We start from the raw sequence: 23,924 nt of genomic DNA, 5'->3' as shown, positions 1-23,924 counted from the left end.
ACGTCCGTCACACGTCAGTCGACACGTCCTTCCCGGGAGGCCCGGATGACCGGCACCGCGCCCTTCACCGCCGACGACTACCGGGCCCGCATGGAGCGGGCCGCGCGCGAGGCCGCCGACGCCGGACTCGCCGGACTGCTCGTGGCGCCCGGACCCGACCTCGTATGGCTCACCGGCTACGCGCCCACCGCCGCCACCGAACGGCTCACCCTGCTCGTCCTCGCCCCCGGCCGCGACCCCGTCCTCGTCGTGCCGACGCTGGAGGCCCCCGACGCCGCGAAGGCGGCCGGTGCCCCGGCGCTCACCCTGCGGGACTGGACCGACGGCAAGGACCCCTACGCGGCCACCGTCGCCCTCCTCGGCACGGGCGGCCGGTTCGGGATCAGCGACAACGCCTGGGCGATGCACCTGCTGGGCCTCCAGAGCGTCCTGCCCGCCACCTCCTACGCCTCGCTCACCGAGGCCCTGCCGATGCTGCGCGCCGTCAAGGACGCGGCGGAGCTGGAGCTGATGGCGGCCGCGGGAGCGGCCGCGGACCGGGCGTTCGAGGAGATCCGGAAGGTTCGCTTCGGCGGCCGCCGGGAGCGTGAGGTCGGCGCCGACCTCGACGGCCTGCTGCGCCGGTTCGGGCACTCCCAGGTCGACTTCACCATCGTCGCCTCGGGGCCCAACGGCGCCAACCCGCACCACGAGGTCGGCGACCGGGTGATCGAACACGGCGACATGGTCGTCCTGGACTTCGGCGGCCTCAAGGACGGCTACGGCTCCGACACCTCCCGCACCGTGCACGTCGGTGAACCCACCGACGAGGAGCGCCGGGTCCACGACCTCGTGCGCGAGGCCCAGGAGGCGGGCTTCAGGGCGGTCCGGCCGGGCGTCGCCTGCCAGGAGGTCGACCGGGCCGCCCGCGCGGTCATCGCCGACGCCGGCTACGGCGCGTACTTCATCCATCGCACCGGCCACGGCATCGGCGTCACCACCCACGAGCCGCCGTACATGATCGAGGGCGAGGAACGGCCCCTCGTGCCGGGCATGTGCTTCTCCGTGGAGCCCGGGGTGTACCTTCCGGGCCGGTTCGGCGTGCGCATCGAGGACATCGTCACCGTCACCGAGGACGGCGGCCGCCGTCTCAACGACACCACCCGTGAGCTGGTCACAGTGGACTGACCAGCCTCCAGGAGTCCCGGCATCCCACCCGAACGGCAACGGCGCGACCATGACCCAGGCACCGACACCCACCGCGGACACCGTCCGCCGGCTGGTCCGCGCGCTCCTCGACGAGGGCGGCGCGAGCGGCTCCGGACCCGAGGTAGGGCCCGTCGGGGAGGGCGGCACGCCCTCCACCTGGTGGGTCGGCACCCGCCATGTGCTGCGCCTCGCGACGGACCGTGAGACGACCCTGCGCCGCCGCCGCGAACTGCGGCTGCGCGACCTCGTCCGCCCGCACGTCCCGGTCGCCGTGCCCACCAGCGTCGCGCACGGCGAGTGGTCGCCCGGCCTGGTGTACACCCTCGACGCCAAGCTGCCCGGCGGCACCGCCGAGGAGCACGACGTGTCGGCCGTCGGCGAGGCCGACCTCGCCGGACTGCTCCGCGGGCTGCGCGAGGTGCCGCCCCGGCAGGCCGAGACGCTCGGTGTGCCGCGCACCGCCCCGCGCTCCCTGGAGGCGCTGCGCCGGATGGCCGTGGCCGCCGCCGCACGCCTCGCCCGCGCCGACGAGTTCGACCCGGCCCGCCTGCACCAGCTCACCTCGCCCGGCGCGGCCCAGCTGGCCGCCCAGCCCGGCACCGCCGTCCTCGTCCACCACGCCCTGCGGGGCGAGCATCTCGTGGTGAGCGCCGACGGCCGGGTGCGCGGTGTCCTCGACTGGACCGGCGCGGTCCTCGGGGATCCCGCCGAGGACATCGCCGGGCTCGCTCTCGCCGTCGGCTCCGGCGCCGCCGTCCGGGCCGCCACCCTCGCCGGTTACGGAGCCCGCCCCTGCCTGCGCGGCCTGTGGCTGGCCCGCTGCGACACCGTCATCGGTCTCGCGGAACGCCTCGACGGTCGCACCACCGGCCCGCGGGACGCCGAAGCGCTCACCCTCCCGAGGGTCCGGCTGGGACGCGCCTGGGAGGCGATCCTGCTGGAGCGGGTGACGGAGTTCCGCGAGGAGGGGGAGGGCGACGGGGCCGGCGAGGAGGGCTGAGGGGAGGGGACGGAGGGACGGGGCCGGGTGACGGAGACCGCGCGCCGCGCCCTGCCCCTCCGCCGGGGTTCCTCAGTCCTGCCGCAGCACCACGCACGACTCGCCGGGCACATGCAGCAGCCCGTCCCGGCCCGGTACGTCCACCGGGTCCCAGGTGGCGAGCACGCGCGCCGGACGCGGACCCAGGGGGATCGCGGCCGGCGCCTTGCCGAGGTTGACGGCCACCCGGACGTCGCCGCGCCGGAACGCCAGCCAGCGGGCCTGCGCGTCGTGGGCGACCTTGATGTCGGCCAGATCCGGATCGGTGAGGTCCGCCGTCGCGTGCCGCAGCGCGATCAGCTCGCGGTACCAGGCCAGCACGCGCGCGTGGGGCTCGCGCTGCGGCTCGGACCAGTCCAGGCACGAGCGCTCGCGGGTCGCCGGGTCCTGCGGGTCGGGCACGTCCTCCTCGGCCCAGCCGTGCGCCGCGAACTCCCGCCGCCTGCCGCGCCGTACGGCCTCGGCGAGCTCCGGGTCGGTGTGGTCGGTGAAGTACTGCCAGGGCGTGCCCGCCGCCCACTCCTCGCCCATGAAGAGCATCGGCGTGAACGGCGCGGTCAGGGTCAACGCGGCCGCGCAGGCCAGCAGGCCGGGGGAGAGGGACGCCGAGAGGCGGTCGCCCTGGGCGCGGTTGCCGACCTGGTCGTGGGTCTGTCCGTACCCGAGGAGCCGGTGCGCGGGCAGACGGGTGCGGTCCAGCGGGCGGCCGTGCCGCCGGCCACGGAAGCCGGAGTACGTGCCGTCGTGGAAGAAGCCGCCGGTGAGGGTCTTGGCGAGCGCGGCGAACGGGGCGCGCGCGAAGTCGGCGTAGTAGCCCTGGGACTCGCCGGTGAGCGCGGTGTGCAGGGCATGGTGGAAGTCGTCGTTCCACTGCGCGTGCAGGCCCAGACCGCCCGCCCGGCGGGGTGTGATCAGCCGCGGGTCGTTCAGGTCGGACTCGGCGACCAGGAACAGCGGCCGGCCGGTCTCCGCGGCGAGGGCGTCCACCGCCGCCGACAGCTCCTCCAGGAAGTGGCACGCGCGCGTGTCCGCCAGCGCGTGCACCGCGTCCAGCCGCAGCCCGTCCAGCCGGTAGTCGCGCAGCCAGGCCAGCGCGCTGCCCAGCAGATAGGCGCGCACCTCGTCGGAGCCGGGCGCGTCCAGATTGATCGCGGCGCCCCACGGCGTGTGGTGGGTCTCCGTGAAGTACGGGCCGAACCCGGGCAGGTGGTTGCCGGACGGGCCCAGGTGGTTGTGCACCACGTCCAGGACGACGCCCAGGCCGAGCGCGTGGGCCCGGTCGACGAACCGCTTCAGCGCCTCGGGACCGCCGTACGGCTCGTGCACCGCCCACGGCGACACCCCGTCGTACCCCCAGCCGTGCCGGCCGGGGAACGCGCACAACGGCATCAACTCGACGTGCGTGATGCCGAGTTCGGCGAGATGGCCCAGTCGCTCCGCGGCCGCGTCCAGCGTGCCCTCGGGGGTGTACGTGCCCACGTGCAGCTCGTACAGGACCGCCCCCGGCAGCGGGCGGCCGGACCACTGTGCACGCCACTCGTAGCGGGCCTGGTCGACGACCGCGCTCAGCCCGTCCGGGCCGTCCGGCTGGCGGCGCGAGCGGGGATCGGGGCGGACGGGTCCGTCGTCCACCGCGAACCCGTACCGCGTGCCGTCGACGGCCTCGGCCTCTCCCGTCCACCACCCCGCCCGCCCCTGATCGCGCTCCAACGCGCGGGTGACGTCGTCGCACTGGAGCGTCACACGTTCGGCCTGCGGTGCCCACACCTCGAACTGCACGGACGGTTCCCCTTCGTCTGCTCACCGTGATGTAGCCCGTCGTGTCCATCGTGCTCCACCCGAGATCAATCCGCTTTTGGAACACTCCCATTGGCGGCACGCGCGTGTGCCGGGCGTTCTTGCGTCTTCTGGACACCCGGGGTCCGCTGACCGACAATCACGAGCGTGACGTCGTCCTTCGAGTTCAACACGTACCCCGCGCGGCTGTCCGACGTGGAGCGCGACCGAGCGCTGAAGGTGCTGCGTGACGGCGTCGCCATGGGGCGACTGTCGCACGACACGTTCATCCGGCGCATGGAGCTCGCTCTCGTCGCGCGCCGCTCCGACGAGCTGGCCGTCCTCACCGCCGACCTGCCCCGGGAGAACCGCCTCTCGCGGGCGGTCTTCGGCACCGTCGAGGCGGTCTCCGGCTTCACCGTCCGGCTGCGCAGGGCCTGGCAGGCCGAGCGGCTGCCCAAGCTGCTGCTGCCGCATCCCGGCACCGAGAGCGCGCTGCGCATCGGCCGCGATCCCGCGAGCGGCCTCAGGCTGACCCACGAGAGCGTCTCGCGCGTGCACGCCGAACTCAGCCGCCAGGGCGGGATGTGGGTGCTGCGCGACCTCGGCTCCACCAACGGCACCACGGTCAACGGACGTCGTGTGATCGGCGCGGCCGTGGTCCGCGAGGGCGACCAGGTCGCCTTCGGCCGAACGGCCTTCCGCCTCTCGACGAACTGACCGACGGAACCGCTCCCGGACGGAACCGGCCCCGGACGGACCGCTCCCGGAGGGCCGGCCCCATCCGCCGAGGCGTCGTGCTCGCTCGGTCCGTCGGCACGCATGCGGCCCGTCGAACCGTGGCGTCCCGGCGGGCCGACGGGACCCCTGAAATCGCTCGAGTGGTCCTCGTCCGCTCAAGTCCGCACGCGTACCGCGGTGTTGACGTACCCCCGGCCCATGACTCACTGTGCGTACACCAGACACGCCAGGTGAACCGACGGCGCCGCCTTGTGGGAGGTGTGCCCTGCCGCCCCTCCTCCGCTACCCGACCGTGGACGAACTCGCGGCCCGCGCGGCCGCGCTCGCCGTCCGTGCTTCCGGGGACGTCCGGCTGCGCCGCGTCGGGGTCTCGCGCGCGGGCTCGCCGCTGTGGCTGCTGTCCGTCGGCCGGGGCGCCCGCCAGGCCCTCGTCGTCGCCGGACCGCACGCCAACGAGCCCGTCGGCGGCGCCACCGTCCTGCGGCTGGCCGAGCGCGTCCTCGCCGACCCGCGGCTCACCGTCGGCGCCGACGCCACCTGGAACCTGCTGCTCTGCCTCGACCCCGACGGCCTGCGGCGCAACGAGGGGTGGCTGACCGGCCCCTACAGCCTCGGCCGCTACTTCCGTCACTTCTTCCGGCCCGGCTTCCTGGAGCAGCCCGAGTGGCTGCCCGAGGGCGCCGCGGCCGCCGCGCTGCCGGAGACCCGTGCGCTGCTCCGTCTCCAGGACGAGCTGAAACCCTTCTTCCAGTGCTCGCTGCACGGCGTCGACGTCGGCGGCGCCTTCGTGGAACTCACCCGCGACCTGCCCGGACTCTCCCGGCGCGTCGCCCACGCCGCCGCCCGCCTCGGCATCCCCCGCGAACTCGGGCCCTACGACACCCTGTACTGGCCGCGGCTGGGACCCGCCGTCTACCGGATCCCGCCCCCGCGCCCGCGTGATCTGGCCGCCGCCATCACCGAGGCCGCCGTCGAGTCGACCTGGTACCACCCGCACCGGCACGGCACGGTGACCGCGGTCGTCGAGGCGCCGATGTGGGGGGTCGCGGCCGTCGAGGACGGCTCCCCGCCCGCCGACCGGGACGCGGTACTGCGTGCCGTGAGCTCTGCCCTGCGCCATGACGCACAGTTGCTGGAACGTATCCTCGCGCGGGTGCGGCCCCACCTCGCCGGCACCCCCGACGCGGCCCGTCTCCTCGCCCCGGTCGACGACTATTTACTGGTCTGCCCCGGTCTCGCGGACGCCTGGGACCCCGCCACCGCCGACCCCGCCCGACCGCTGCCCCCGCTCAGCACCGCCCATCTGACCGCCCTGCGCATCGCCGGCCGCCGGATCGCCGTCCGCACGGCGGGTCTGCTGCACCAGCTCGTCATCGGCGCCGGACGTGATCCCGCCGGCGCGCTGCCGGAGCTGGACGGGCTCATCGACGCGTGGTGCGCCGGATACGAGGAGGAGTGCGGGGCACGCTGGATTCCCGTGGCACGCCAGGCGGAGTACCAGGCGCGGGTCGTGTTCGCCGCGTTCGAGCTGGCCGGCCGCCGCTCCGCCGAGCCCGCCGGTGCCCGTTCGGGTGAGTCGGACTGGGGTACACAGCCGGCCGTGCCGATGCATCGGGAATGACGTACTTCCTCACCTGTCTCCGGTCGGCGAAAGCCGTACGGCGCGCGCTCCCGGCCGCGGCCGCCCTCCTTCTCGCCGCCGGCGCCACCCCGGCCCTGGCGGCCTCCCACGACGCCCTTCCCGGCAACTGGCTCCAGCTCACCGTCACCCGCGGCGACGCCCGCTCCAGCGACACCCGGGGCACCCTGCTGCTGTGCGACCCGCCCCAGGGTCACTCCCGCGCGGTGGAGGCCTGCGACGTCCTGGCGAAGGCCGACGGGGACGTCGACGCCCTCACGTCGGACGGCAGCCGCATCTGCCCGCTCGTGTACGCGCCGGTGACGGTCCGCGCGCAGGGGCAGTGGAACGGGCGCCCGGTCGACTACGAGCGCACCTTCGGCAACGACTGCGAGCGGGAGGCGCTGACGGGAGCGGTGTTCGCCCTGGACGACCAGGAGGTGCCCGAGGTCTGACCCGGCCAGGACGGCTGCGGGCACCCGCGCGTGCCCGCAGCCACCGCTAGCCCCGTTGTGCCGCCCGTCGTGCCGCCCGGCGCGCGGCCGTTCGTGCGGCCGTTCGTGCGGCCTGTCACGCCGCCCGTTCGCGCGCGTGCAGGGCCGCCGCGACGACCGTGCGGGACTGGTGCTCGACCTGGTGCTCCAACGGCACCCAGCGGGCACGGAAGCGATAGGCGAAGGCGTCGCTCCAGGTCTCGACGAGCTGTTCCAGACGCGGGGCGGCGTGGTCGTCGCTCTCCTGGAGGACCCGCCACAGCATCGCGGCCGCCCGCAGGGGCAGCCGCCGGGCGAAGGCGTCCACGCTGCCGACGTACGCCATCGTGTTGTCGGCGGGCGGGGTGTCCGTCCAGTCCGCGGCCAGCCCCGGCACCAGCTCCAGCGCCCACTTCGCCGCCCGCAGCAGGGGCCCGTCGACGCCCTCCAGCCGCGGCAGCGCCTCGACGAGCACCCGCTCCACCTCCGTGGTGTCCCGCAGCAGCCGCTGCGCCAGCCGCCGTATCGCCGCGGCCGGGGCGGGATGCGGGGCCGGGTCGTCCACCATGTCGCTCGCCCACATCGGCACCTCCACCACCGCGGTCAGACCGCCGTAGCGATGGGCGTGGTACCAGGTGCTGTGCCGTGCGTCGTCCGGCATGCTCGGGTACGCCGCCTCCGTCCCGGCGGCCGGCATCACGTGCACGCCGGGCCCGGAGGCGGGCCAGCCCGCGGCGTCGGAGGCGCCCGTCTCCACCGGGATGTGCAACTGGGCCGCGGACTTCACGAACGGCTCGGCGAGACCCGGGATGTCCTTGGTCAGCTGCACCCAGCTGCCGCCCAGATCGGTGCCGTGCAGCGTCACCTGGAGGTAGGGCCGCAGCTCGTCGATGACCCGGGTCAGCGCCCGCGTCTCGGGAGGCAGCCGGTCCGGCGGCAGCACGGCGGGGGACCACTCCGGCTGTTCCGGACCGGCGGGCCGGAAGAAGCCGAGGTGGTACTCCAGCAGGCTGCGCGGCGCAGGCGTCACATGCAGGCTCGCCCCGTCGGGGTCCGCGCACAGCAGGAAGTGCCAGGACGTCCCGTCCCGCAGCTCCCGCTCCTGTACGACCCGTTCGGCGAGTGCCAGCAGTGTCGAGCCCCCGGTCGGCTCGTTGGCGTGGGCACCCGCGACGACGAGCACGGCCCGCCGGGCGTGTCCCACGGACAGCAGGTGCAGGGGCCGGCCCGCACGGGAGACCCCCACCTGTCGCAGTGCGCACATTCCGGGCTGGTGAGCGGCCAGCGCCCGGACGGAAGAAGTGAGTTCGGCCACCGTGGGGTAGCGCAGCTCCGGCAGGAGACTCACCCCCGTATTCGTCCGCCCGGCCTTCGCATCCGCAGTACCCCATGCTCTCCAGGAACTGTCAAGAACGCCTGGGGGGAGGCTCCAGGGGGCGCTCGGATGCGTGCGCCGGCGGAGGGTACGACCGTGCCGTCCTCACTCCTTGTGCCCGCTCCCGGCTCCGGCAGGCCTCGCGGGCGGGGCGGGGGGCCAGGGAAGCTGAGCGAGGAGCGGGACGATCGTCTTCTCCTCGAAGTCGAGGTGGGCATCCAACTCCCTTGACATGGCTTCCAGTTCGGCACGGAAGCGCTCGGGTTCGGCGATGGCCACGCCCGCCGTCAGGGTCACCAGTGCGTCCTGGATACGCGCGACCTCGCGATGTTCCTCGGCGAGCCGGGCGAAGGTGTCGGCCAGGTCGGGATGGTGGCGGACCATCGTGGGGAACACATGTGCGTCCTCGCTGACGTGATGGAACCGCAGCGCCTGACAGAACGCGAGGCAGCGCTGCCGGATCTGCAGTCCGAGGTCCGGAGCGGGCGGCTCCCCGGGTCCCTCGTGGGCCGCGCGGGCGGCGAAATGGGCGTCGGCCTGGGCCGCCACCTGACGCAACTGGCCCCGCAGCCAGCTGTGCACCTCCATGATCTTGTCGGCGAGGGTGCGCACCTCGCGGGGGCCCTCCCAGCCGTCGGGCTCGGCCGGCTCCAGCACGACGACCGGCAGGGGACGGCCGGTGCGGGCCTGGTGGTCGCCGTGTCCCGGAGCGGTCCGTACGGCGTGCGCGAGGAGTTCCTCGCGCCGGGCCCCCTCGGCGGGCACCGCGAGGGCCTGGAAGGTCTCGGTGCCGAGTTCCACCTGCACCACGGGGTGGGCGAGCAGGTCGCGGTACCAGTGGGGGTGGTCCGGGGCGCCGGGGCCGGACCCGACGACCAGGAGCGAGTCGCCGTGGCGGACGTAGCCGAGCGGAGTGGTCCGCTCGGTCCCCGACCGGGCGCAGGTGGTCGTCAGCAGGAGCAGGTCCCTCCCTTCGAAGGGGCCGCCGACCTTTCCGCCGCCGGCGCGGAACTGCTCGATGACGGATTCATTGAACGACGTGGGCATACGGGTGGTCTCTCCTGAGGTCACGGCGGGCGTGCGCACGGCACGCGGCGCGGGGCAGGGCGGGGCGGGGCAGGGCACACGGGGGTGCCGGGAAAGGTGAAGGCAGGCGCAGAGAGGCGGCGCGAGCAGGAAGCGCACAGAAGAAACGCGAGCGCGCAGAAGGAGCGTGAGCGCACGGAGGAACGGCGAAGCCGACCTGCGTGAGTGCTACGTCAGTCGCGGGGCGCGGAGTGTGAACTCATGGCGTGTCCCTCGGAGAAGGGTGTTCGCCCGACCGCCGGCCGGCCCACTGCTCATTGACCGGCGTCACGCGACACCGCCCCCATTACATGCACCCGACCGTCGCCTGTCAACGCCGGAGACCGATGCTGTGGATCAACGCCGTGGAGCAACGCCGGAGATCACCACCGCGGCATCATCCCGCCCGCTCCAGCAGCGCCACCGGCACCTGCTCGAACAGTTCCGCCACGCGCGCGTGGCCCGTGAACTCCCGCTCGGGAGACAGGACGTCGACCCACGTTCCCGCGGGCAGCGCCAGCCGGGTCCCGCGCCAGCCGCCCGCCTCCGCCAGCCGCAGCGACAGCCGTGTCACGGCCGTCACCACCCGGCCCGAGCGCGCGAACGCCAGACAGTGGGCCGCGGCCGCTCCCTCGGCGGGCAACGGCTCGTACGCGGCGGAGTCCCCGAAGACCTCCGGCCGCCGCCGGCGCAGCCGCAGCGCGGCGGCGGTCACCGTGTCCTTGACGCCGGGATCCTCCGGCGGGAACCGCACCGGGCGCCGGTTGTCCGGGTCCACCAGCGCCCGGTACTCGCTCTCGGTGCCCTGGTAGACGTCCGGCACCCCGGGCATCGTCAGATGCACCAGCGCCGTACCGAGCACGTTCGCGCGGATGTACGGCTCCAGCGCGCCGCGCAGCGCGGCCACCCGCTCACCCGGCGCCCCGCACGGCCCCGCCGCCACGAACGCGGCCACCGCCTCCTCGTAGGCCGGCTGCTGCTCCGTCCAGCTCGTGTGCAGCCCCGCCTCGCGCACATGCTTGAGCAGCGCCTCCTGGACGCGCTCCGGGGCCGCCGGGCCGAGTCCGAAGACCGTCTGCCAGGCCGCCCACGCCAGCTGTCCGTCCGGTACGCCGTCCTGCGCGCGGGCGACCTCCGCCAGGACGTCCGCCCAGCGCCGCGGGCACTCGGTGAGCACGGCGAGCGCGGCGCGCACATCGGCGCTGCGCTTGGTGTCGTGCGTCGACACGACCGTCCCGGAGGCCGGCCAGTCGCGCTGCACGCGCGCGCAATAGGCGTGGAAGCCGGCCGGGGACACGCCAGGGGCGCCCGGGGCGCCGCCCACCTCGTTGGCCGCCGTCAGCGGCACGTACCGGTAGAACGCCGTGTCCTCCACCGACTTGGCCCGCAGGGCGGACGCCGTCTGCGCGAACCGCGCCCGGAAGTCCGCCCCCGACGGGCCCTCCCCGCCGAGCACCAGTCCCCGCACCACGTCGACGGCGCCCGCCTCCTCCGGCACGACGAACGCCCGCCGCGCCTCAGCGGCCGCCTCCTCGGTGACGACGGCGGCCGGGTCGCCCGAGGTGTACGGCCGGTAGACCTCCAGGCGGACGAGCAGCTCCACCAGTGCCGTCCGCAGCGCCCAGGGCGCCCGGTCGCGCAGCGCGGGGTCGGCCGACGCGGCGCACACCCGGACCGCCGCCCGCGTCAGCCGGTCCGTCTCGGCCGCGAGTTCGTGGGTGAGCACCCCGTACGCCGCCCGCCGTACCGTCGCCGCCCAGTCGCCGCCCCGGTCCGTCCCGGGGGCCGCGAAGCGCCGGTAGCCGGCCAGCAGCTCCCCGGCCCCCTCGGGGTCCGTGAAGAGGCCGTCGACGTGGCGCAGGGCGTCGTAGCCGGTGGTGCCCGCCACGGGCCAGGAGTCCGGCAGCCGCTCCCCGTCGGCCAGGATCTTCTCGACGACCGTCCAGCGGCCGCCGCTCGCTGCGTGCAGCCGCTCCAGATAGGCGTCGGGGTCCGCGAGGCCGTCGGGGTGATCCACGCGCAACCCGTCGACGACGCCCTCGTGCAGCAGCCGCAGGATCGTGCCGTGGGTGGCCTCGAACACCTCCGGGTCCTCCACCCGCACCCCGATGAGCTCGGAGATGCTGAAGAAGCGCCGGTAGTTCAGCTCGGTGCGGGCCAGCCGCCACCACACCGGCCGGTACCACTGGGCGTCCAGCAGCCGCGGCACCGGCAGCCCCTCGGTGCCCTCGCGCAGCGGGAGGACGTGGTCGTAGTAGCGCAGTACGTCGCTGTCCACCCGCAGGTGCGCCAGCTCCGCCCCGACGGGGCCGCCCAGCACCGGGAGCAGCACCTGGCCGCCCTGCGCCTCCCAGTCGATGTCGAACCAGCGCGCGTACGGCGACTTCGGGCCCTCCCGCAGCACCTCCCACAGGGCGTGGTTGTGACGCGGGGCCATCGCCATGTGGTTCGGCACGATGTCCACCACCAGCCCGAGCCCGTGCTCCCGCGCGGTGCGTGCCAGCGCCCGCAGCCCCTCCTCCCCGCCCAGCTCCGCGCGTACGCGCGTGGGGTCCACGACGTCGTAGCCGTGCGGGGAGCCCGGTACGGCCTCCAGGACGGGGGACAGGTGCAGATGCGAGACGCCGAGCGAGGCCAGGTACGGCACGGCCGCCGTCGCCGCCCCGAACGGGAACTCGGGCTGGAGCTGCAACCGGTAGGTCGCCGTGGGCGGCACGGGAACGGAGGCGTCACGTCGCTCAGGGGTCATGACCACCTACGTACCCGTCCCGCGGCGTTTCGTGTCACACCCTCCTCCGGGCGGGTCGCGCCCCGCGCCCGCCACGGATCCGCTAGGTCGGCCGCTGGAGCACCGTCATGCTCCGGTCCACCAGTGTCAGCCGGGCCCCGGCCTGCACCTTGGGGCCCGCGTCCGGCGCCGGCGTCTCCGGGTTCCCGGTGTCCACGACCACCTGCCACTGCCGTCCGTGGTCGACCGGCACCACGAACTCCATCGGCCTGGCGGAGGCGTTGAACATCAGCAGGAAGGAGTCGTCGGTGATCCGTTCGCCGCGCGCGCCCGGCTCGGAGATCGCGTTGCCGTTGAGGAACACCGACAGCGCGGACGCCTGCGCCCGGTCCCAGTCCCGCGGCGCCATCTCGTTGCCCTCGGGGGTGAACCAGGCGATGTCCGACAGCTCGTCGTGCGTGCCCTCCACCGGCCGGCCGTGGAAGAAGCGGCGCCGCCGGAAGACGGGATGCTCCTTGCGCAGCCACACCAGCGCGCGCGTGAAGTCCAGCAGCTCGCTGCCCTCCTCGGGCCACTGGACCCAGGCCAGCTCGCTGTCCTGGCAGTAGGCGTTGTTGTTGCCCTTCTGAGTGCGCCCGAACTCGTCCCCGTGGCTGATCATGGGCACGCCCTGGGACAGCATCAGCGTGGCGAGGAAGTTCCGCATCTGCCGGGCCCGCAGCGCCAGGACCCCGGGGTCCTCGGTCGCGCCCTCCGCGCCGCAGTTCCAGGACCGGTTGTGGCTCTCGCCGTCCCGGTTGTCCTCCCCGTTGGCCTGGTTGTGCTTGTCGTCGTAGGACACCAGGTCGTGCAGGGTGAACCCGTCGTGGCAGGTGACGAAGTTGATGGAGGCCAGCGGGCGGCGGCCGTCGTCCTGGTAGAGGTCGGAGGAGCCGGTCAGCCGGGAGGCGAACTCGCCGACCGCGCGGGCCTCGCCCCGCCACACGTCCCGCACGGTGTCGCGGTACTTGCCGTTCCACTCGGTCCACAGCGGGGGGAAGTTCCCCACCTGGTAGCCGCCCTCGCCCACGTCCCACGGCTCCGCGATCAGCTTCACCTGGGACACCACCGGGTCCTGCTGGACCAGGTCGAAGAACGACGACAGCCGGTCCACCTCGTGGAACTGCCGGGCCAGGGTCGCCGCGAGGTCGAAACGGAACCCGTCGACGTGCATCTCCAGCACCCAGTACCGCAGCGAGTCCATGATCATCTGAAGGACGTGCGGAGACCGCATGAGCAGCGAGTTGCCGGTGCCCGTGGTGTCCATGTAGTAGCGGGGGTCGTCCGTCAGCCGGTAGTACGACTGGTTGTCGATGCCGCGGAAGGACAGCGTCGGGCCCAGGTGGTTGCCCTCGGCGGTGTGGTTGTAGACCACGTCGAGGATGACCTCGATCCCCGCCTCGTGCAGCGCCCGCACCGCCGACTTGAACTCCAGGACCTGCTGACCGCGGTCGCCCCAGGAGGCGTAGGCGTTGTGCGGGGCGAAGAAACCGATCGTGTTGTAGCCCCAGTAGTTGTTCAGGCCCATGTCGACCAGCCGGTGGTCGTTGACGAACTGGTGCACGGGCATCAGCTCCAGGGCCGTCACCCCGAGTTCCGTCAGATGCTCGATGATCGCCGGGTGCGCCAGGGCCGCGTAGGTGCCGCGCAGCTCCTCCGGCAGCCCCGGGTGGCGCATCGTCAGGCCCTTCACATGGGCCTCGTAGATCACCGTGTGGTGGTACTCGGTCCGCGGCCTGCGGTCGTCGCCCCAGTCGAAGTAGGGGTTGACCACGACCGACGTCATCGTGTGCGGCGCCGAATCGAGGTCGTTGCGCCGCTCGGGCGCGTCGAAGTGGTAGCCGTACACCTCCTCGCCCCATCGGACCGAACCGCTGATCGCCTTCGCGTAGGGGTCGAGCAGCAGCTTCGCCGAGTTGCAGCGCTGCCCGCGCGCGGGTTCGTAGGGGCCGTGCATCCGGAATCCGTACCGCTGTCCGGGCATGACGCCCGGCAGGTACGCGTGCCGGACGAACGCGTCGCTCTCGCGCAGTTCCACCGCCGTCTCCGAGCCGTCGTCGTGCAGCAGACACAGCTCTACTCGGTCCGCGGCCTCCGTGAAGACCGCGAAGTTCGTGCCGGCGCCGTCGTACGTGGCACCGAGTGGATACGCCTCTCCAGGCCATACCTGCATGGACACGACTCTTTCAGGTGTCTCGCCCCGTCGGGGGCGCCTTCACGTCGAGTCTCCAGGAAAGTGAGGGAACCACCTGTGACTTACGCCCCTCTTACCGAACGACCAGTGCACAGGACGACAGGTGACACACGTCCTGTGCCGAACCAGTGGGGCAGACACGTACTCCCGGGCAACAGGGGGAGTAGGGGGAATTTGTGCGCACGACAGTGCGCCGCCACCTGGGCAAGGTGGTGGCGGGGACGGCCATCGCGGTGGCCGCGACGGCCGTGATGGTGGGGATCACCCTTCCGGGCACGGCGGGGGCGGACGACTCAGGAGGCGGCAAGAGCGGGCAGAACACCGGACAGCAGCCGGGGGACACGGCGGCGGTACAGCCCGGGGTCGTCGAGGCGGTGCCCGCCGAGGGCGCGAAGGGCGAGGGCCGCGACCCGCTGACCGACGACGAGATCGCGCGCGTCGAGAAGATCGCGCTCGACCGGCAGCAGTTCAACGCGAGTCAGGACGTGGACGGCGACCGCGGCCCGCAGCGCCTCGGCGTGGACCTCGCCGAGCCCGCGGCCGACGAGGTGGACGACCCCGACGCGCCCCGGCGCGCGGTGGTGTCGTTCTACGACTACAAGGACGACACGCTCGTCACCAAGACCGTCAACCTCGACACCGGCAAGGTCGAGGGCACCGGCAGCCGGCACGGCGTCCAGCCGCCGCTCAGCGCCGCCGAACAGACGGAGGCCGCGAGCCTGCTGATCGCCGACCCGCTCGGCGCGGGCCTGAAGGCCGACTTCAAGGACGCCACCGGCAAGGAGCTCAGCTCCCCGGACCAGCTGCAGATCGCCGCCATGATCTACCGGGCGGTGCCGGGCGCCGAGCCCGCCGTTCTCGACAGTTGTGGGCAACACCGCTGCGTACGGCTGCTGCCGAAGGTCAAGAACGGCCCGTGGATCGACGCCCGGTCCCTGGTGATCGACCTCAGCACCCGCAAGGTCGCCCGGCTCACCGGCTGAATCCGTAGCAGGCCCACCTCCACGTCCGTTTTCCGACTTGCTTCCCGGAGCGGGAGGCAAAGGGAGTCATGTCCTCATGCGTGTTCCGAATCTGATCGGCGGCCTCCGGCCGCAGGGCACCGGGCGTGCCCGCAGAGGAGCGGCCGTCGGCCTCTGTGTGGCCGCCCTGGCCGCCGGCGCGGCCGCCGGAGCCGGTCCGGCCGCCGCCCAGCCGAAGGCGGCCCCCGCGGCCGCCGCCGACTGCAGCGCCGCCTACCGCATCGAACAGAAGCTCACCACCGGCACGACCTGGCGCATGTGCTGGCGCTTCGAGGCCAAGTCCGGCCTGGTCCTGGAGAAGATCTCCTACCAGCCGCCCGGCGAGGCCAAGCCGATCAAGGTCCTCAACAGCGCCAAGATCGCCCAGATCCACGTGCCGTACGACGACGGCAAGAACGAGTACAACGACATCACCGACTACAACTTCGGCTCGGGCCTGGTCAACATGGCTCCCGCCGAGTGCCCCGGCGGAACCATCAGGACGGTGAAGGTGCCGGAGTCCTTCTCCGACAACCCGAACGTCAAGGGCCTGTGCACCACGACCCGTTCGCGCGGTCACGCCTACCGCATGCAGTCCGACACGGGCAACAAGGTCTTCCAGGCCCAGGGCAAGGACCTGCTGATCTACACCGTCAACAAGGTCGGCTGGTACGAGTACATCACCGAGTGGCGCTTCTCCGACGACGGCGCGATCAACATGAACGTTGGCGCCACCGGCAGCCTCTCGCCCTTCGACTACGACGCCGGCGACGGCCGAGGCTGGCCGATAGGCAAGGGCGCCAAGTCCTACGCCACCAGCCACAGCCACAACGTCTTCTGGCGGCTCGACTTCGGCCTCGACGGCTCCTCGGCCACCAAGGTGGAGCAGTACGACTCGGTGGTCAGCCCGCCCGCGGGCGGACAGCAGGGCCCGACCAACAAGACCACCCGCACCCCCGTCACCAAGGAACTCGCGGGCGACGCCCAGAACATGCGCTGGTGGCGCGTGGTCAGCGCGACCGGCAAGAACAAGGACGGCCACGCCCGCTCCTACGAGCTCGTCCCCGGCGCCACCACCAAGTACTCGGGGCGCCGGTTCACCCAGCACGACGTCTACTTCACGCAGTACGACCAGTGCGAGCAGTACGCCAGCAACAACCTCCGCGACTGCGGCAGCCCCCTGCACGGCACCTCGGTCGACAAATGGGTGAACGGACAGACCCTCACCCACCCCGTGACCTGGGTGAACGTGGGCTTCCACCACATCGCCCGGGACGAGGACCAGCAGCCCATGCCGGTCCACTGGCAGGGCTTCTCGCTCGCCCCCAGGGACGTCACCGCTATGAATCCGCTCACTCCGTCCGCACTGGCTGGACAGAACGGACAGTCGAACAGCGGTAGTTGAGAAACGACCTGTCCATCCGGCTGCACCGCCCGCCGCTCCCGGAGTACCCTTCCTTGATCGTTGGGACGGGGATGCTCGGGGGAGCGGAAGGCGGTGCGCGGGTGGGCTCGGGAGGGCTGGAGCTGCCCCCTGGTGACGAGGGTCACGAGGGGGGCTCCGCAGACGTCCCGCCCGGCACGGTGTCCCTGGCCCGGCCGATGGAGACGAACGCCATCGGACCGGAGCTGGACTGGGACGCCGAAGCCTGGCGCGAGGTACGTACCCGCGCCCAGCGGGCCGGCCGGGCCTACATCTGGCTGAACCTGGTCGAACAGCGGCTGCGCGCCGTCGTGGCCGCCGTGCTGCGGCCCATCTACGAACCCGTCCACGGCGACGAGTGGGTGGTCGCCGCGGCCGGACCCGCCGGCCAGGAGTGGGTGCAGCGCGCGGTCGCCGTACGCGAAGTCAGCCGCCGCAAGGGCTACTTGCTGGACCCGGCCGACGACAACGTCATCTCCTTCCTCACGCTGCCGCAGCTGCGCGAGCTGATGGTGCAGCACTGGCCGTGCTTCGAGCCGTACTTCGACGACCGCCGCGACGTCGAACTCGCCCTGGACGAGCTGGAGGTGACCCGCAACGTCGTCTCCCGCAACCGGGCCCTGTCCGAGGCCGTCCTGGGCCAGGCCGAGCGGGCCTCCGCGCGCCTGCTGGAGATGCTCGGCACCAGCGGCGACGTGCCCTCGGCGCGCCGGCTGCCCGTCGACGCCGTCGAGGACCTCGTCGGCGACCGGTACGCGGACGTGGTCGCCGTCCACTCCGACCGGGTGCGGCTGCTGCGCCAGTTCCCGGCCGAGGACATCTTCGACGGCGCCCGCCGCCTCGACGCCATCGGCATCGGCCTGAACCTGCTCGTACAGAACTTCTCCGGCCGCCGGCTGGTCCGCCTCGCCGAGGCCGGCTCCCGCGTGCGGCTGCTGTTCCTCAACCCGGCCTCCAGCTCGGTCAAGCGCCGCGAGCGGGAACTCGGGATGAAGCGCGGCGAGTTGAGCCGGGCGGTGGAGATGAACATCCTGCACATGCGCCGGGTCCGCGCCCGGCTGCGCGACCCGGGCGCCTTCCAGATCCAGGTGTACGACGAGACGCCCCGCTTCACCGCCTATCTGGTGGACGGCGACGGCGCCGACGGCCTCGCGGTGATCCAGTCCTATCTGCGGCGCATGCGCGGCATGGAGGCGCCGGTGCTGGTGCTGCGCAACGGCAACCGGGTCGTCAAGCCGGGCGAGGTGGACGACGGCGGACTCTTCTCGGCCTACCGCGAGGAGTTCGAGCTGGCCTGGGCGGACTCACGGCCGGTGTCCTGACATGTCAGTTTCGGGCGGAGGGTGAGCGGAACGCGGTCCTCCGGTTGTCAGTGGCGCATGCGAGGGTGGAGACCACTGGGGGAAGCACCACCAAGAAGGGGGGCCACCATGGCCTGGTACCGGGAGCTGCTTGTCGGCTTCGACCTGGAGACGACCGGGACGGACCCGCGCGAGGCGCGCATCGTCACGGGAGCCGTGATCGAGGTGAGGGACGGGCAGGTCCTGGGACACCGCGAGTGGCTGGCGGACCCGGGCGTGGAGATCCCGGCGGACGCCGTCGCGGTGCACGGGATCAGCAACGAGCGGGCCACCGGCGAAGGCGCCCCCGCCGACCGGGTCGCGGACGCGATCGCCGACGTCCTCGCGGGGTACTGGCGCACCGGTGTCCCGGTCGTCGCCTACAACGCGGCCTTCGACCTGACCCTGCTCTCCGCCGAACTGCGGCGCCACCGACTGCCCTCCCTGCGCGACCGGCTGGGCGGCCTGGACCCGGCGCCGGTCGTCGACCCGTACACCATCGACCGCTCGGTCGACCGCTACCGGCGCGGCAAGCGCAACCTCGAGGCGGTCTGCGCCGAGTACGGCGTCCTCCTCGACTCCGCGCACGACGCCTCCGCCGACGCCCTCGCGGCGGCCCGCCTCGCCTGTGCGATAGCCGGCCGCCACCCCAAGGTCGCGGCCCTCGGCCCGGCGGAGCTGCACCGCCGCCAGATCGAGTGGTACGCCGAGTGGGCGGCGGACTTCCAGAGCTTCCTGCGTCGCAAGGGGGACGCGGACGCGGTGATAGACGGCGCCTGGCCGGTGCGGGAGCCGGCGGAGCGGGCCGTCTGACGCGCCCGCGACCCCGGCCGCCTTCACCGGCCGTCGGACGGGGACCCGTCGGCGTCCTTCCCGGTCCGGGCGGCGGCCCGCCACGCCCGCAGCACCCGGATCAGAACGGATACCACCGCACCGCCTCGTCCCCGTCCCGCAGCGACGCCACCCGGCGCCGGAACTCGGTCAGAGCCTTGGGGTCGGTGGGCGCGTGCTGGGCGACCCAGGCGCAGCTCGCGGTCTCGCGGGCGCCCCGCAGGACCGCGCAGCCCGCCCACTCCCGCACGTCCCAGCCGTAGGTCTCGGTGAAGGCGTCGTAGGCCTCGGCGGGCAGCCCGTACCGGTCGCGGGAGAGCGCCATGACCACCAGATCGTGCTCGCGCAGATCGGCGGAGACGGTCTCCAGGTCGACCAGGACCGGGCCGTCGGGCCCGATGTGCACATTGCGGGGCAGCGCGTCGCCGTGGATCGGGCCGGGCGGCAGCTGCGGGGTGAGCGCGGCGGCGGCCGTGGCGAAGCCGTCGCGGCGCTCGCGCAGATACGCCGCGTCCGCCGGGTCGATCGCGTCGCCCGCGAGCCGCAGCCAGCGCTCGACCCCCGACAGCAGATCACGCGGGGGCAGGCCGAAGCCCGGGGCGGGCAGGGCGTGCACGAGACGCAGGAGTTCGGCCAGATCCCGCGGTCCCGCGGGACGCACGGGATCGGGCAGCCGGTGCCACAGGGTCACCGGATGGCCCTCGACGAGCAGCGGCTCCGGCCCGGCGGCCCGCACCGCCGGGACGCCCGCCCCGGCCAGCCAGGCAGCGACGTCCAGTTCGCGCCGGGCCCGGTCGAGGAGCTCGGCGTCCCGGCCCACCTTCACCACCAGGTCACCGGCGGCGAACACCGCGTTCTCGCCCAGGGCGAGGAGCCGCGCGTCCGCCGCCGGGCCCGGCAGAACCTCCGCCGCGGCGAGTACGTCCCGCGCCCGTGCCTCGTCCATCGTCCGCCTCCGTGTGGTTCGCCGCCCGGCCCTGCCGGACGGCGTCGGGATCCGGCCATCCGACGGCCAGTGTCGCATTCGCACAGCTCAGGCCGTGCGCATGGTCTCTTGACGGGGTACAGCACCTTCACGACCATGGCGGAGCCCGTCACAGCCGCGGGAAGGGGGCCGATCCGGTGTCGTCGGCGACCGAGAGGAGACGGCCCGTGCGCCGCGTGTCCGGCACCGGCCCGCCGCACGCCACCGCGGGCCGCGGCGCGTGGTTCCTGGTCCTCCCCGCCCTGATCCCCATCCTGGCCCTGAGCGTCGGCCCGCTGCTCTACGGGATCCTGCTGGCGTTCACCGACGCCCAGTCGGGCCGCACCGCGCCCACCCGGTGGATCGGCGTCCTCAACTTCTCCGACCTGCTGCACGACACGCTGTTCTGGGAGTCGTTCCGCATCGGCCTGGTCTGGGCGATCGGGGTGACCGTCCCGCAGTTCCTGCTCGCCCTCGGCCTCGCCCTGCTTCTCGACCAGGACCTGCGGCTGCGCCGGCTGGCCCGCGCCCTCGCGATCATCCCCTGGGCGATGCCCGAGGTCGTGGTCGGCGTCATGTGGCGGCTCGTCTACAACCCGGACGCCGGCATCCTCAACGAGACCCTGCGCGACCTGGGCCTCGGTGACGGGCGGGACTGGCTCAGCGGGCCGGCGACCGCCCTGCCCGCGGTGATCGTCGTCGGCGTGTGGGCGGGCATGCCGCAGACGACGGTCACCCTTCTCGCCGGCCTCCAGAACACCCCGAGGGAACTGCACGAGGCGGCCGCGGTGGACGGCGCGGGCGCCTGGCGCCGCTTCTGGACGGTGACCTGGCCCGCCCTGCGGCCCATCGCCCTCGCCGTCACGGCCCTCAACTTCATCTGGAACTTCAACTCCTTCGCCCTGGTCTATGTGCTGACCAACGGCGGACCCGGCGGCCGCACCCGGCTGCCCATGCTCTTCGCCTACGAAGAGGCCTTCCGCTACGGCCAGTTCGGGTACGCGGCGGCGATGGGCTGTGTGATGGTCGCGGTGATATCGGTGTTCCTGGCCCTGTTCCTGGTGGGCCGGATCAGGGGAGGTGACGACGCGTGAGGACCCGCCCCGCGGCCCGGGCCGGACAGTACGCGGCCCTGTTCTGCTACCTCGCCTTCCTCGCCTTCCCCTTCCTCTGGCTGCTCTCCGTCGCGTTCAAGCCCGCACGCGAACTGGGCAGCCTGCACCCCACCTGGATCCCGAAACACCCCACCCTCGCCAACTTCCGCCAGGCGTTCGACGAACAGCCCCTGCTGCACGCCGCGTTCAACTCCCTGCTCGCCGCGGTGGGCGCCGCCGTGATCGCCGTGGTCCTCGCCACCCCGATGGCGTACGTCATGGCCCGGCAGCGCACCCGGCTCGCGAGGGCCGCTTCCGGATGGGTGGTGGTCAGCCAGGCGTTCCCGTTCGTGCTGGTGATCATCCCGCTGTTCCTGGTGCTGAAGAACCTGCGGTTGATCGACTCCGTGCCGGGGCTGGTGCTGGTGTACGTGGTGTGGGCGCTGCCGTTCGCGCTGTGGATGCTCGTCGGATTCGTCCGGGCCGTCCCCGTCGAACTGGAGGAGGCGGCGGCGATCGACGGCGCCGGGCGGCTGCGGACGCTGTTCTCGGTGACGGCGCCGCTGCTCGCTCCCGGGATCGTGGCGACGGGGCTGTTCGCGTTCGTCACGGCGTGGAACGAGTTCTTCTTCGCGCTGGTGCTGCTGAAGACCCCGGAGAAACAGACCCTGCCGGTCGTCCTGACCCACTTCATCGGATCGGAGGGCGTCGCCGACCTGGGGCCCCTGGCCGCCGCCGCGTTCCTCGCCACCCTCCCCTCGCTGGTCGTCTTCGCGCTCGTCCAGCGGCGGATCACGGGCGGCATGCTCGCCGGGGCGGTGAAGAGCTGATGCGGACCGGAGCGCTGATGCGGACCGGAGCGCTGATCGTGGCCGTCCTGCTGCTCCTCGCGGGCTGCACCGCCGAGGGCGGGGGCGACGACGGCCCCGTCACCCTCCGCTTCCAGTCCCTGGCCTGGCAGGAGGAGTCCGTCCAGGTCAACAAGGAACTGGTGAAGGAGTGGAACGCGACACACACCGACGTCAAGGTCGAGTACATACAGGGGAGTTGGTCGAGCGTCCACGACCAGCTGCTCACCTCCTTCGAGGGCGGTGAGGCCCCCGACATCATCCACGACGCCTCCGACGACCTCGCCGACTTCGCCTACGGCGGCTATCTCGCCGACCTGACCGACCTGCTGCCCGCCCGCCTCAAGTCGGACATCCCGCAGCGCAGTTGGGAGACGACCACCTTCGGCGACGGCGTCTACGGCGTGCCGTTCCTCCAGGAACCGCGCGTCCTCGTCGCGAACGCGACCTGGCTGAAGCGCTCCGGCGTACGGATCCCGACCCCCGAACACCCCTGGAGCTGGGCGGAGTTCCGGCAGATCACGGAGCGGCTCAGCGGCGACGGCAGGTACGGGGTGGCCTGGCCGTTGAAGGAGCCCGTCTCCGCCACCCTCAACCTCTCCCTGTCGGCGGGCGGACAGCTGTTCCACCGGGGAGCGGACGGAAAGGTCACCGTCCGCTTCGAGGCAGGCGACGAGGTCGTACCGCGCACCGTCCACGACCAGGTCGGCACCGACCGCAGCGCCTCGCCCACGACGCTGGGCAGCGGCGGCTCGGACACCCTGCCGGGTTTCTTCGGCGGCCGGTACGCGATGGTCCCGCTCGGCTTCTCCTACCGCCAGCAGATCGTGCAGCAGGCGCCCGAGGGGTTCGACTGGCAGGTGCTGCCCGCCCCGGCGGGCGCCGACGGACTCGCCCAGGGGGTCAGCCCGCAGACGCTGTCCGTCGCCGAGGACAGCCCGCACCAGAGGCAGGCGGCCGCGTTCGTCGACTTCCTGCTCCGGCCGAAGAACATGGTGCGCCTCGCGCTGGGCGACTGGATGCTGCCGACCGGCACCCAGGCCCTCGCCGATCCCGCCCTCCACACGGCGAAGGACGACTGGGCGACCGGCACCGCCCTCGCCGAGCACCTGCGCCCGGCGCCCGCCCGGTCCGTCCGGGGCTACGCCGAGTGGAAGGACAAGGTCGCCACCCCCGCCTTCCAGGAGTACTACAACGGGGCGATCGGTCTCGGTGAACTGCGCGAGCGGCTCGAACGGGACGGCAACCTGGTCCTGGCCCGCTACCAGCGCTGAACGGCCGGTTCAGGGAACGGCGGGGCCGGTGACGAACTGCCCCCGGTCGTCGTACGGCCAGACGTTGGGGACACAGCCGTCCATGCCCTTGATCTGCTGCATCATCGCCGGGGCGGGCCTGCCCGGCCCGGGACAGCCGACGTGGCCGTGGCCGAGGAAGTGGCCGACCTCGTGGTTGACGATCAGCGCCCGATAGGAGGTGACGTCCTTGGCGTAGACGGGGGTGGCCAGCAGCCAGCGCTTGAGGTTGACCATGACGTTGTCGGCCACGTTGCAGTTGACCTCGCCGCCGGTGTCCAGCCCGTACTGTCCGCAGACCTTGTCCACGGTGCCGGGTGTCGCGACCCGTACGACGAAGTCGGTGGTGCCGCCGGAGACGCGCTGGAACGCCGAGCGGCCGTCCGCCGTCCAGCCGCGCCGGTCGCCGAGGATGATCTCCACCTGCCGGGCCACGGCCGTGGCGGACAGGTCGAGGCCGTCCTCGACGTCGACCCGGTAGCGCAGGGCCGTGCCCTTGCCCACCTTGCCGCTCGAACCGGACGCGGTGGTGAAGGTGCCCGGTCCCGAGGCCGGGATGTCCGACTCGGACGTTCCGTCCGGCGTGCCTTCGGAGGTTCCGGCCGAAGGGCTGCCCGACGGACCGCCGGACGATCCGGCGGACGAGGGGGCCGACGGGCTGCCCGAGGTGTGGGCGGCCCCGGAGCCCGCCGTCGGCCCGGTGGACGCGGGGCCGGACCTCCCGGATCCGCCCGGCTCGGCGGACGCGGTGCCGCGGCCCTGCGCCGAAGTCCCGCCCGCGTCGGCGGACGTCCAGCCCACGGCCGCGAAACCGGCCGCGCCCAGTAAGGCCAGCGCGGCCGTCCCACCCCACACCGAACCCCTCCTTACGCGTCGGCCGGAAGCGTGCGCCGGG

The 23,924-nt window shown here is 73.1% G+C and carries 19 protein-coding genes; 12 read left to right on the top strand and 7 right to left on the bottom strand.

The genetic code is table 11. The features are described 5' to 3' along the window. Window positions 1-45 precede the first annotated feature (45 nt). A complete protein-coding gene (locus ABT070_RS13865; RefSeq protein WP_351759206.1) occupies window positions 46-1,167 on the top strand; it encodes a M24 family metallopeptidase in 1,122 nt (373 codons plus the stop codon). Window positions 1,168-1,216: 49 nt separating this feature from the next. Then, on the top strand, window positions 1,217-2,188 hold the full coding sequence (locus tag ABT070_RS13860) for a phosphotransferase family protein (protein ID WP_351759204.1): 972 nt from the start codon (window positions 1,217-1,219) through the stop codon (window positions 2,186-2,188). Window positions 2,189-2,260: 72 nt separating this feature from the next. Here the strand turns inward: ABT070_RS13860 and treZ are convergent, their stop codons facing one another. Next, window positions 2,261-4,006 carry a malto-oligosyltrehalose trehalohydrolase gene (treZ, locus tag ABT070_RS13855; protein WP_351759202.1) on the bottom strand — a complete coding sequence of 582 codons (1,746 nt, stop codon included), beginning with the start codon at window positions 4,004-4,006 and terminating at the stop codon, window positions 2,261-2,263. Window positions 4,007-4,171: 165 nt separating this feature from the next. On the opposite strand from treZ, the gene ABT070_RS13850 reads away from it, so the two are divergent. From ABT070_RS13850 to ABT070_RS13840, 3 genes are all read left to right on the top strand, one after another. Beyond that, window positions 4,172-4,723 (top strand): FHA domain-containing protein, encoded by a 552-nt coding sequence (locus ABT070_RS13850; RefSeq protein WP_351759199.1) that lies wholly within the window; start codon window positions 4,172-4,174, stop codon window positions 4,721-4,723. Between the two features lie 313 nt (window positions 4,724-5,036). Next, complete coding sequence (locus ABT070_RS13845; protein WP_351759196.1) at window positions 5,037-6,365, top strand: M14 family zinc carboxypeptidase; 1,329 nt, start codon at window positions 5,037-5,039, stop codon at window positions 6,363-6,365. Further along, a complete protein-coding gene (locus ABT070_RS13840) occupies window positions 6,362-6,817 on the top strand; it encodes an SSI family serine proteinase inhibitor (protein WP_351759193.1) in 456 nt (151 codons plus the stop codon). The genes ABT070_RS13845 and ABT070_RS13840 overlap by 4 nt, the downstream gene beginning before the upstream one ends. A gap of 115 nt (window positions 6,818-6,932) precedes the next feature. On the opposite strand, the gene ABT070_RS13835 is transcribed toward ABT070_RS13840, so the two are convergent. The 4 genes from ABT070_RS13835 to glgX all read right to left on the bottom strand — a co-directional run bounded on the left by ABT070_RS13835 (window position 6,933) and on the right by glgX (window position 14,215). After that, the gene (locus ABT070_RS13835; RefSeq protein ID WP_351759190.1) at window positions 6,933-8,183 is read right to left on the bottom strand and encodes a M14 family zinc carboxypeptidase; all 1,251 of its coding nucleotides are present in this window, start codon (window positions 8,181-8,183) and stop codon (window positions 6,933-6,935) included. A gap of 132 nt (window positions 8,184-8,315) precedes the next feature. After that, window positions 8,316-9,257: a nitroreductase/quinone reductase family protein gene (locus ABT070_RS13830; protein ID WP_351759188.1), complete on the bottom strand. Its 942-nt coding sequence runs from the start codon at window positions 9,255-9,257 to the stop codon at window positions 8,316-8,318. Between the two features lie 415 nt (window positions 9,258-9,672). Beyond that, a complete protein-coding gene (gene treY, locus ABT070_RS13825) occupies window positions 9,673-12,024 on the bottom strand; it encodes a malto-oligosyltrehalose synthase (protein ID WP_351759185.1) in 2,352 nt (783 codons plus the stop codon). Window positions 12,025-12,106: 82 nt separating this feature from the next. After that, entirely contained in the window at window positions 12,107-14,215 is a 2,109-nt protein-coding gene (gene glgX, locus ABT070_RS13820) for a glycogen debranching protein GlgX (RefSeq protein WP_351759181.1), read from the bottom strand. A gap of 197 nt (window positions 14,216-14,412) precedes the next feature. Here glgX and ABT070_RS13815 point away from each other — a divergent pair, with 197 nt between their 5' ends. The 4 genes from ABT070_RS13815 to ABT070_RS13800 all read left to right on the top strand — a co-directional run bounded on the left by ABT070_RS13815 (window position 14,413) and on the right by ABT070_RS13800 (window position 18,813). Further along, on the top strand, window positions 14,413-15,219 hold the full coding sequence (locus ABT070_RS13815; RefSeq protein ID WP_351759178.1) for a Tat pathway signal sequence domain protein: 807 nt from the start codon (window positions 14,413-14,415) through the stop codon (window positions 15,217-15,219). 76 nt (window positions 15,220-15,295) lie between these two features. After that, window positions 15,296-16,642 carry a copper amine oxidase gene (locus ABT070_RS13810; protein ID WP_351759175.1) on the top strand — a complete coding sequence of 449 codons (1,347 nt, stop codon included), beginning with the start codon at window positions 15,296-15,298 and terminating at the stop codon, window positions 16,640-16,642. A 71-nt stretch (window positions 16,643-16,713) separates the two neighbouring features. Further along, a complete protein-coding gene (locus ABT070_RS13805; RefSeq protein ID WP_351759643.1) occupies window positions 16,714-17,982 on the top strand; it encodes a DUF5919 domain-containing protein in 1,269 nt (422 codons plus the stop codon). 108 nt (window positions 17,983-18,090) lie between these two features. Continuing rightward, on the top strand, window positions 18,091-18,813 hold the full coding sequence (locus ABT070_RS13800; RefSeq protein ID WP_351759173.1) for a 3'-5' exonuclease: 723 nt from the start codon (window positions 18,091-18,093) through the stop codon (window positions 18,811-18,813). A 100-nt stretch (window positions 18,814-18,913) separates the two neighbouring features. Here ABT070_RS13800 and ABT070_RS13795 read toward each other — a convergent pair whose 3' ends face one another. After that, window positions 18,914-19,777, bottom strand: a complete 864-nt coding sequence (locus tag ABT070_RS13795) for a phosphotransferase enzyme family protein (RefSeq protein ID WP_351759171.1) — start codon at window positions 19,775-19,777, stop codon at window positions 18,914-18,916. 176 nt (window positions 19,778-19,953) lie between these two features. Here ABT070_RS13795 and ABT070_RS13790 point away from each other — a divergent pair, with 176 nt between their 5' ends. From ABT070_RS13790 to ABT070_RS13780, 3 genes are read left to right on the top strand one after another with little or no spacing between them, the layout of a single operon-like run. Next, entirely contained in the window at window positions 19,954-20,889 is a 936-nt protein-coding gene (locus ABT070_RS13790) for a carbohydrate ABC transporter permease (protein ID WP_502990163.1), read from the top strand. Continuing rightward, window positions 20,886-21,719, top strand: coding sequence for a carbohydrate ABC transporter permease (locus ABT070_RS13785; RefSeq protein WP_351759164.1), 834 nt, complete (start codon window positions 20,886-20,888; stop codon window positions 21,717-21,719). Before ABT070_RS13790 ends, ABT070_RS13785 begins: the two co-directional genes overlap by 4 nt. Then, entirely contained in the window at window positions 21,719-23,011 is a 1,293-nt protein-coding gene (locus tag ABT070_RS13780) for an ABC transporter substrate-binding protein (protein ID WP_451099894.1), read from the top strand. The genes ABT070_RS13785 and ABT070_RS13780 overlap by 1 nt, the downstream gene beginning before the upstream one ends. A 9-nt stretch (window positions 23,012-23,020) precedes the next feature. Here ABT070_RS13780 and ABT070_RS13775 read toward each other — a convergent pair whose 3' ends face one another. Further along, on the bottom strand, window positions 23,021-23,884 hold the full coding sequence (locus ABT070_RS13775) for a DUF3152 domain-containing protein (protein WP_351759161.1): 864 nt from the start codon (window positions 23,882-23,884) through the stop codon (window positions 23,021-23,023). Window positions 23,885-23,924: the final 40 nt, after the last annotated feature.

This window comes from Streptomyces sp. NPDC002884 (genome assembly GCF_040295245.1).
Taxonomy (GTDB): Bacteria; Actinomycetota; Actinomycetes; order Streptomycetales; family Streptomycetaceae; genus Streptomyces.
This window is presented reverse-complemented; position numbering and strand designations above follow the sequence as displayed.

Excerpts from the sequence above, each read along its gene's own strand:
- ABT070_RS13865 (WP_351759206.1), top strand. The coding sequence starts at position 46 with ATGACCGGCACCGCGCCCTTCACCGCCGACGACTACCGGGCCCGCATG.
- ABT070_RS13860 (WP_351759204.1), top strand. The coding sequence starts at position 1,217 with ATGACCCAGGCACCGACACCCACCGCGGACACCGTCCGCCGGCTGGTC.
- ABT070_RS13840 (WP_351759193.1), top strand. The coding sequence starts at position 6,362 with ATGACGTACTTCCTCACCTGTCTCCGGTCGGCGAAAGCCGTACGGCGC.
- ABT070_RS13830 (WP_351759188.1), bottom strand. The coding sequence starts at position 9,257 with ATGCCCACGTCGTTCAATGAATCCGTCATCGAGCAGTTCCGCGCCGGC.
- treY (WP_351759185.1), bottom strand. The coding sequence starts at position 12,024 with ATGACCCCTGAGCGACGTGACGCCTCCGTTCCCGTGCCGCCCACGGCG.
- glgX (WP_351759181.1), bottom strand. The coding sequence starts at position 14,215 with ATGCAGGTATGGCCTGGAGAGGCGTATCCACTCGGTGCCACGTACGAC.
- ABT070_RS13810 (WP_351759175.1), top strand. The coding sequence starts at position 15,296 with ATGCGTGTTCCGAATCTGATCGGCGGCCTCCGGCCGCAGGGCACCGGG.
- ABT070_RS13805 (WP_351759643.1), top strand. The coding sequence starts at position 16,714 with ATGCTCGGGGGAGCGGAAGGCGGTGCGCGGGTGGGCTCGGGAGGGCTG.
- ABT070_RS13800 (WP_351759173.1), top strand. The coding sequence starts at position 18,091 with ATGGCCTGGTACCGGGAGCTGCTTGTCGGCTTCGACCTGGAGACGACC.
- ABT070_RS13795 (WP_351759171.1), bottom strand. The coding sequence starts at position 19,777 with ATGGACGAGGCACGGGCGCGGGACGTACTCGCCGCGGCGGAGGTTCTG.
- ABT070_RS13780 (WP_451099894.1), top strand. The coding sequence starts at position 21,719 with ATGCGGACCGGAGCGCTGATGCGGACCGGAGCGCTGATCGTGGCCGTC.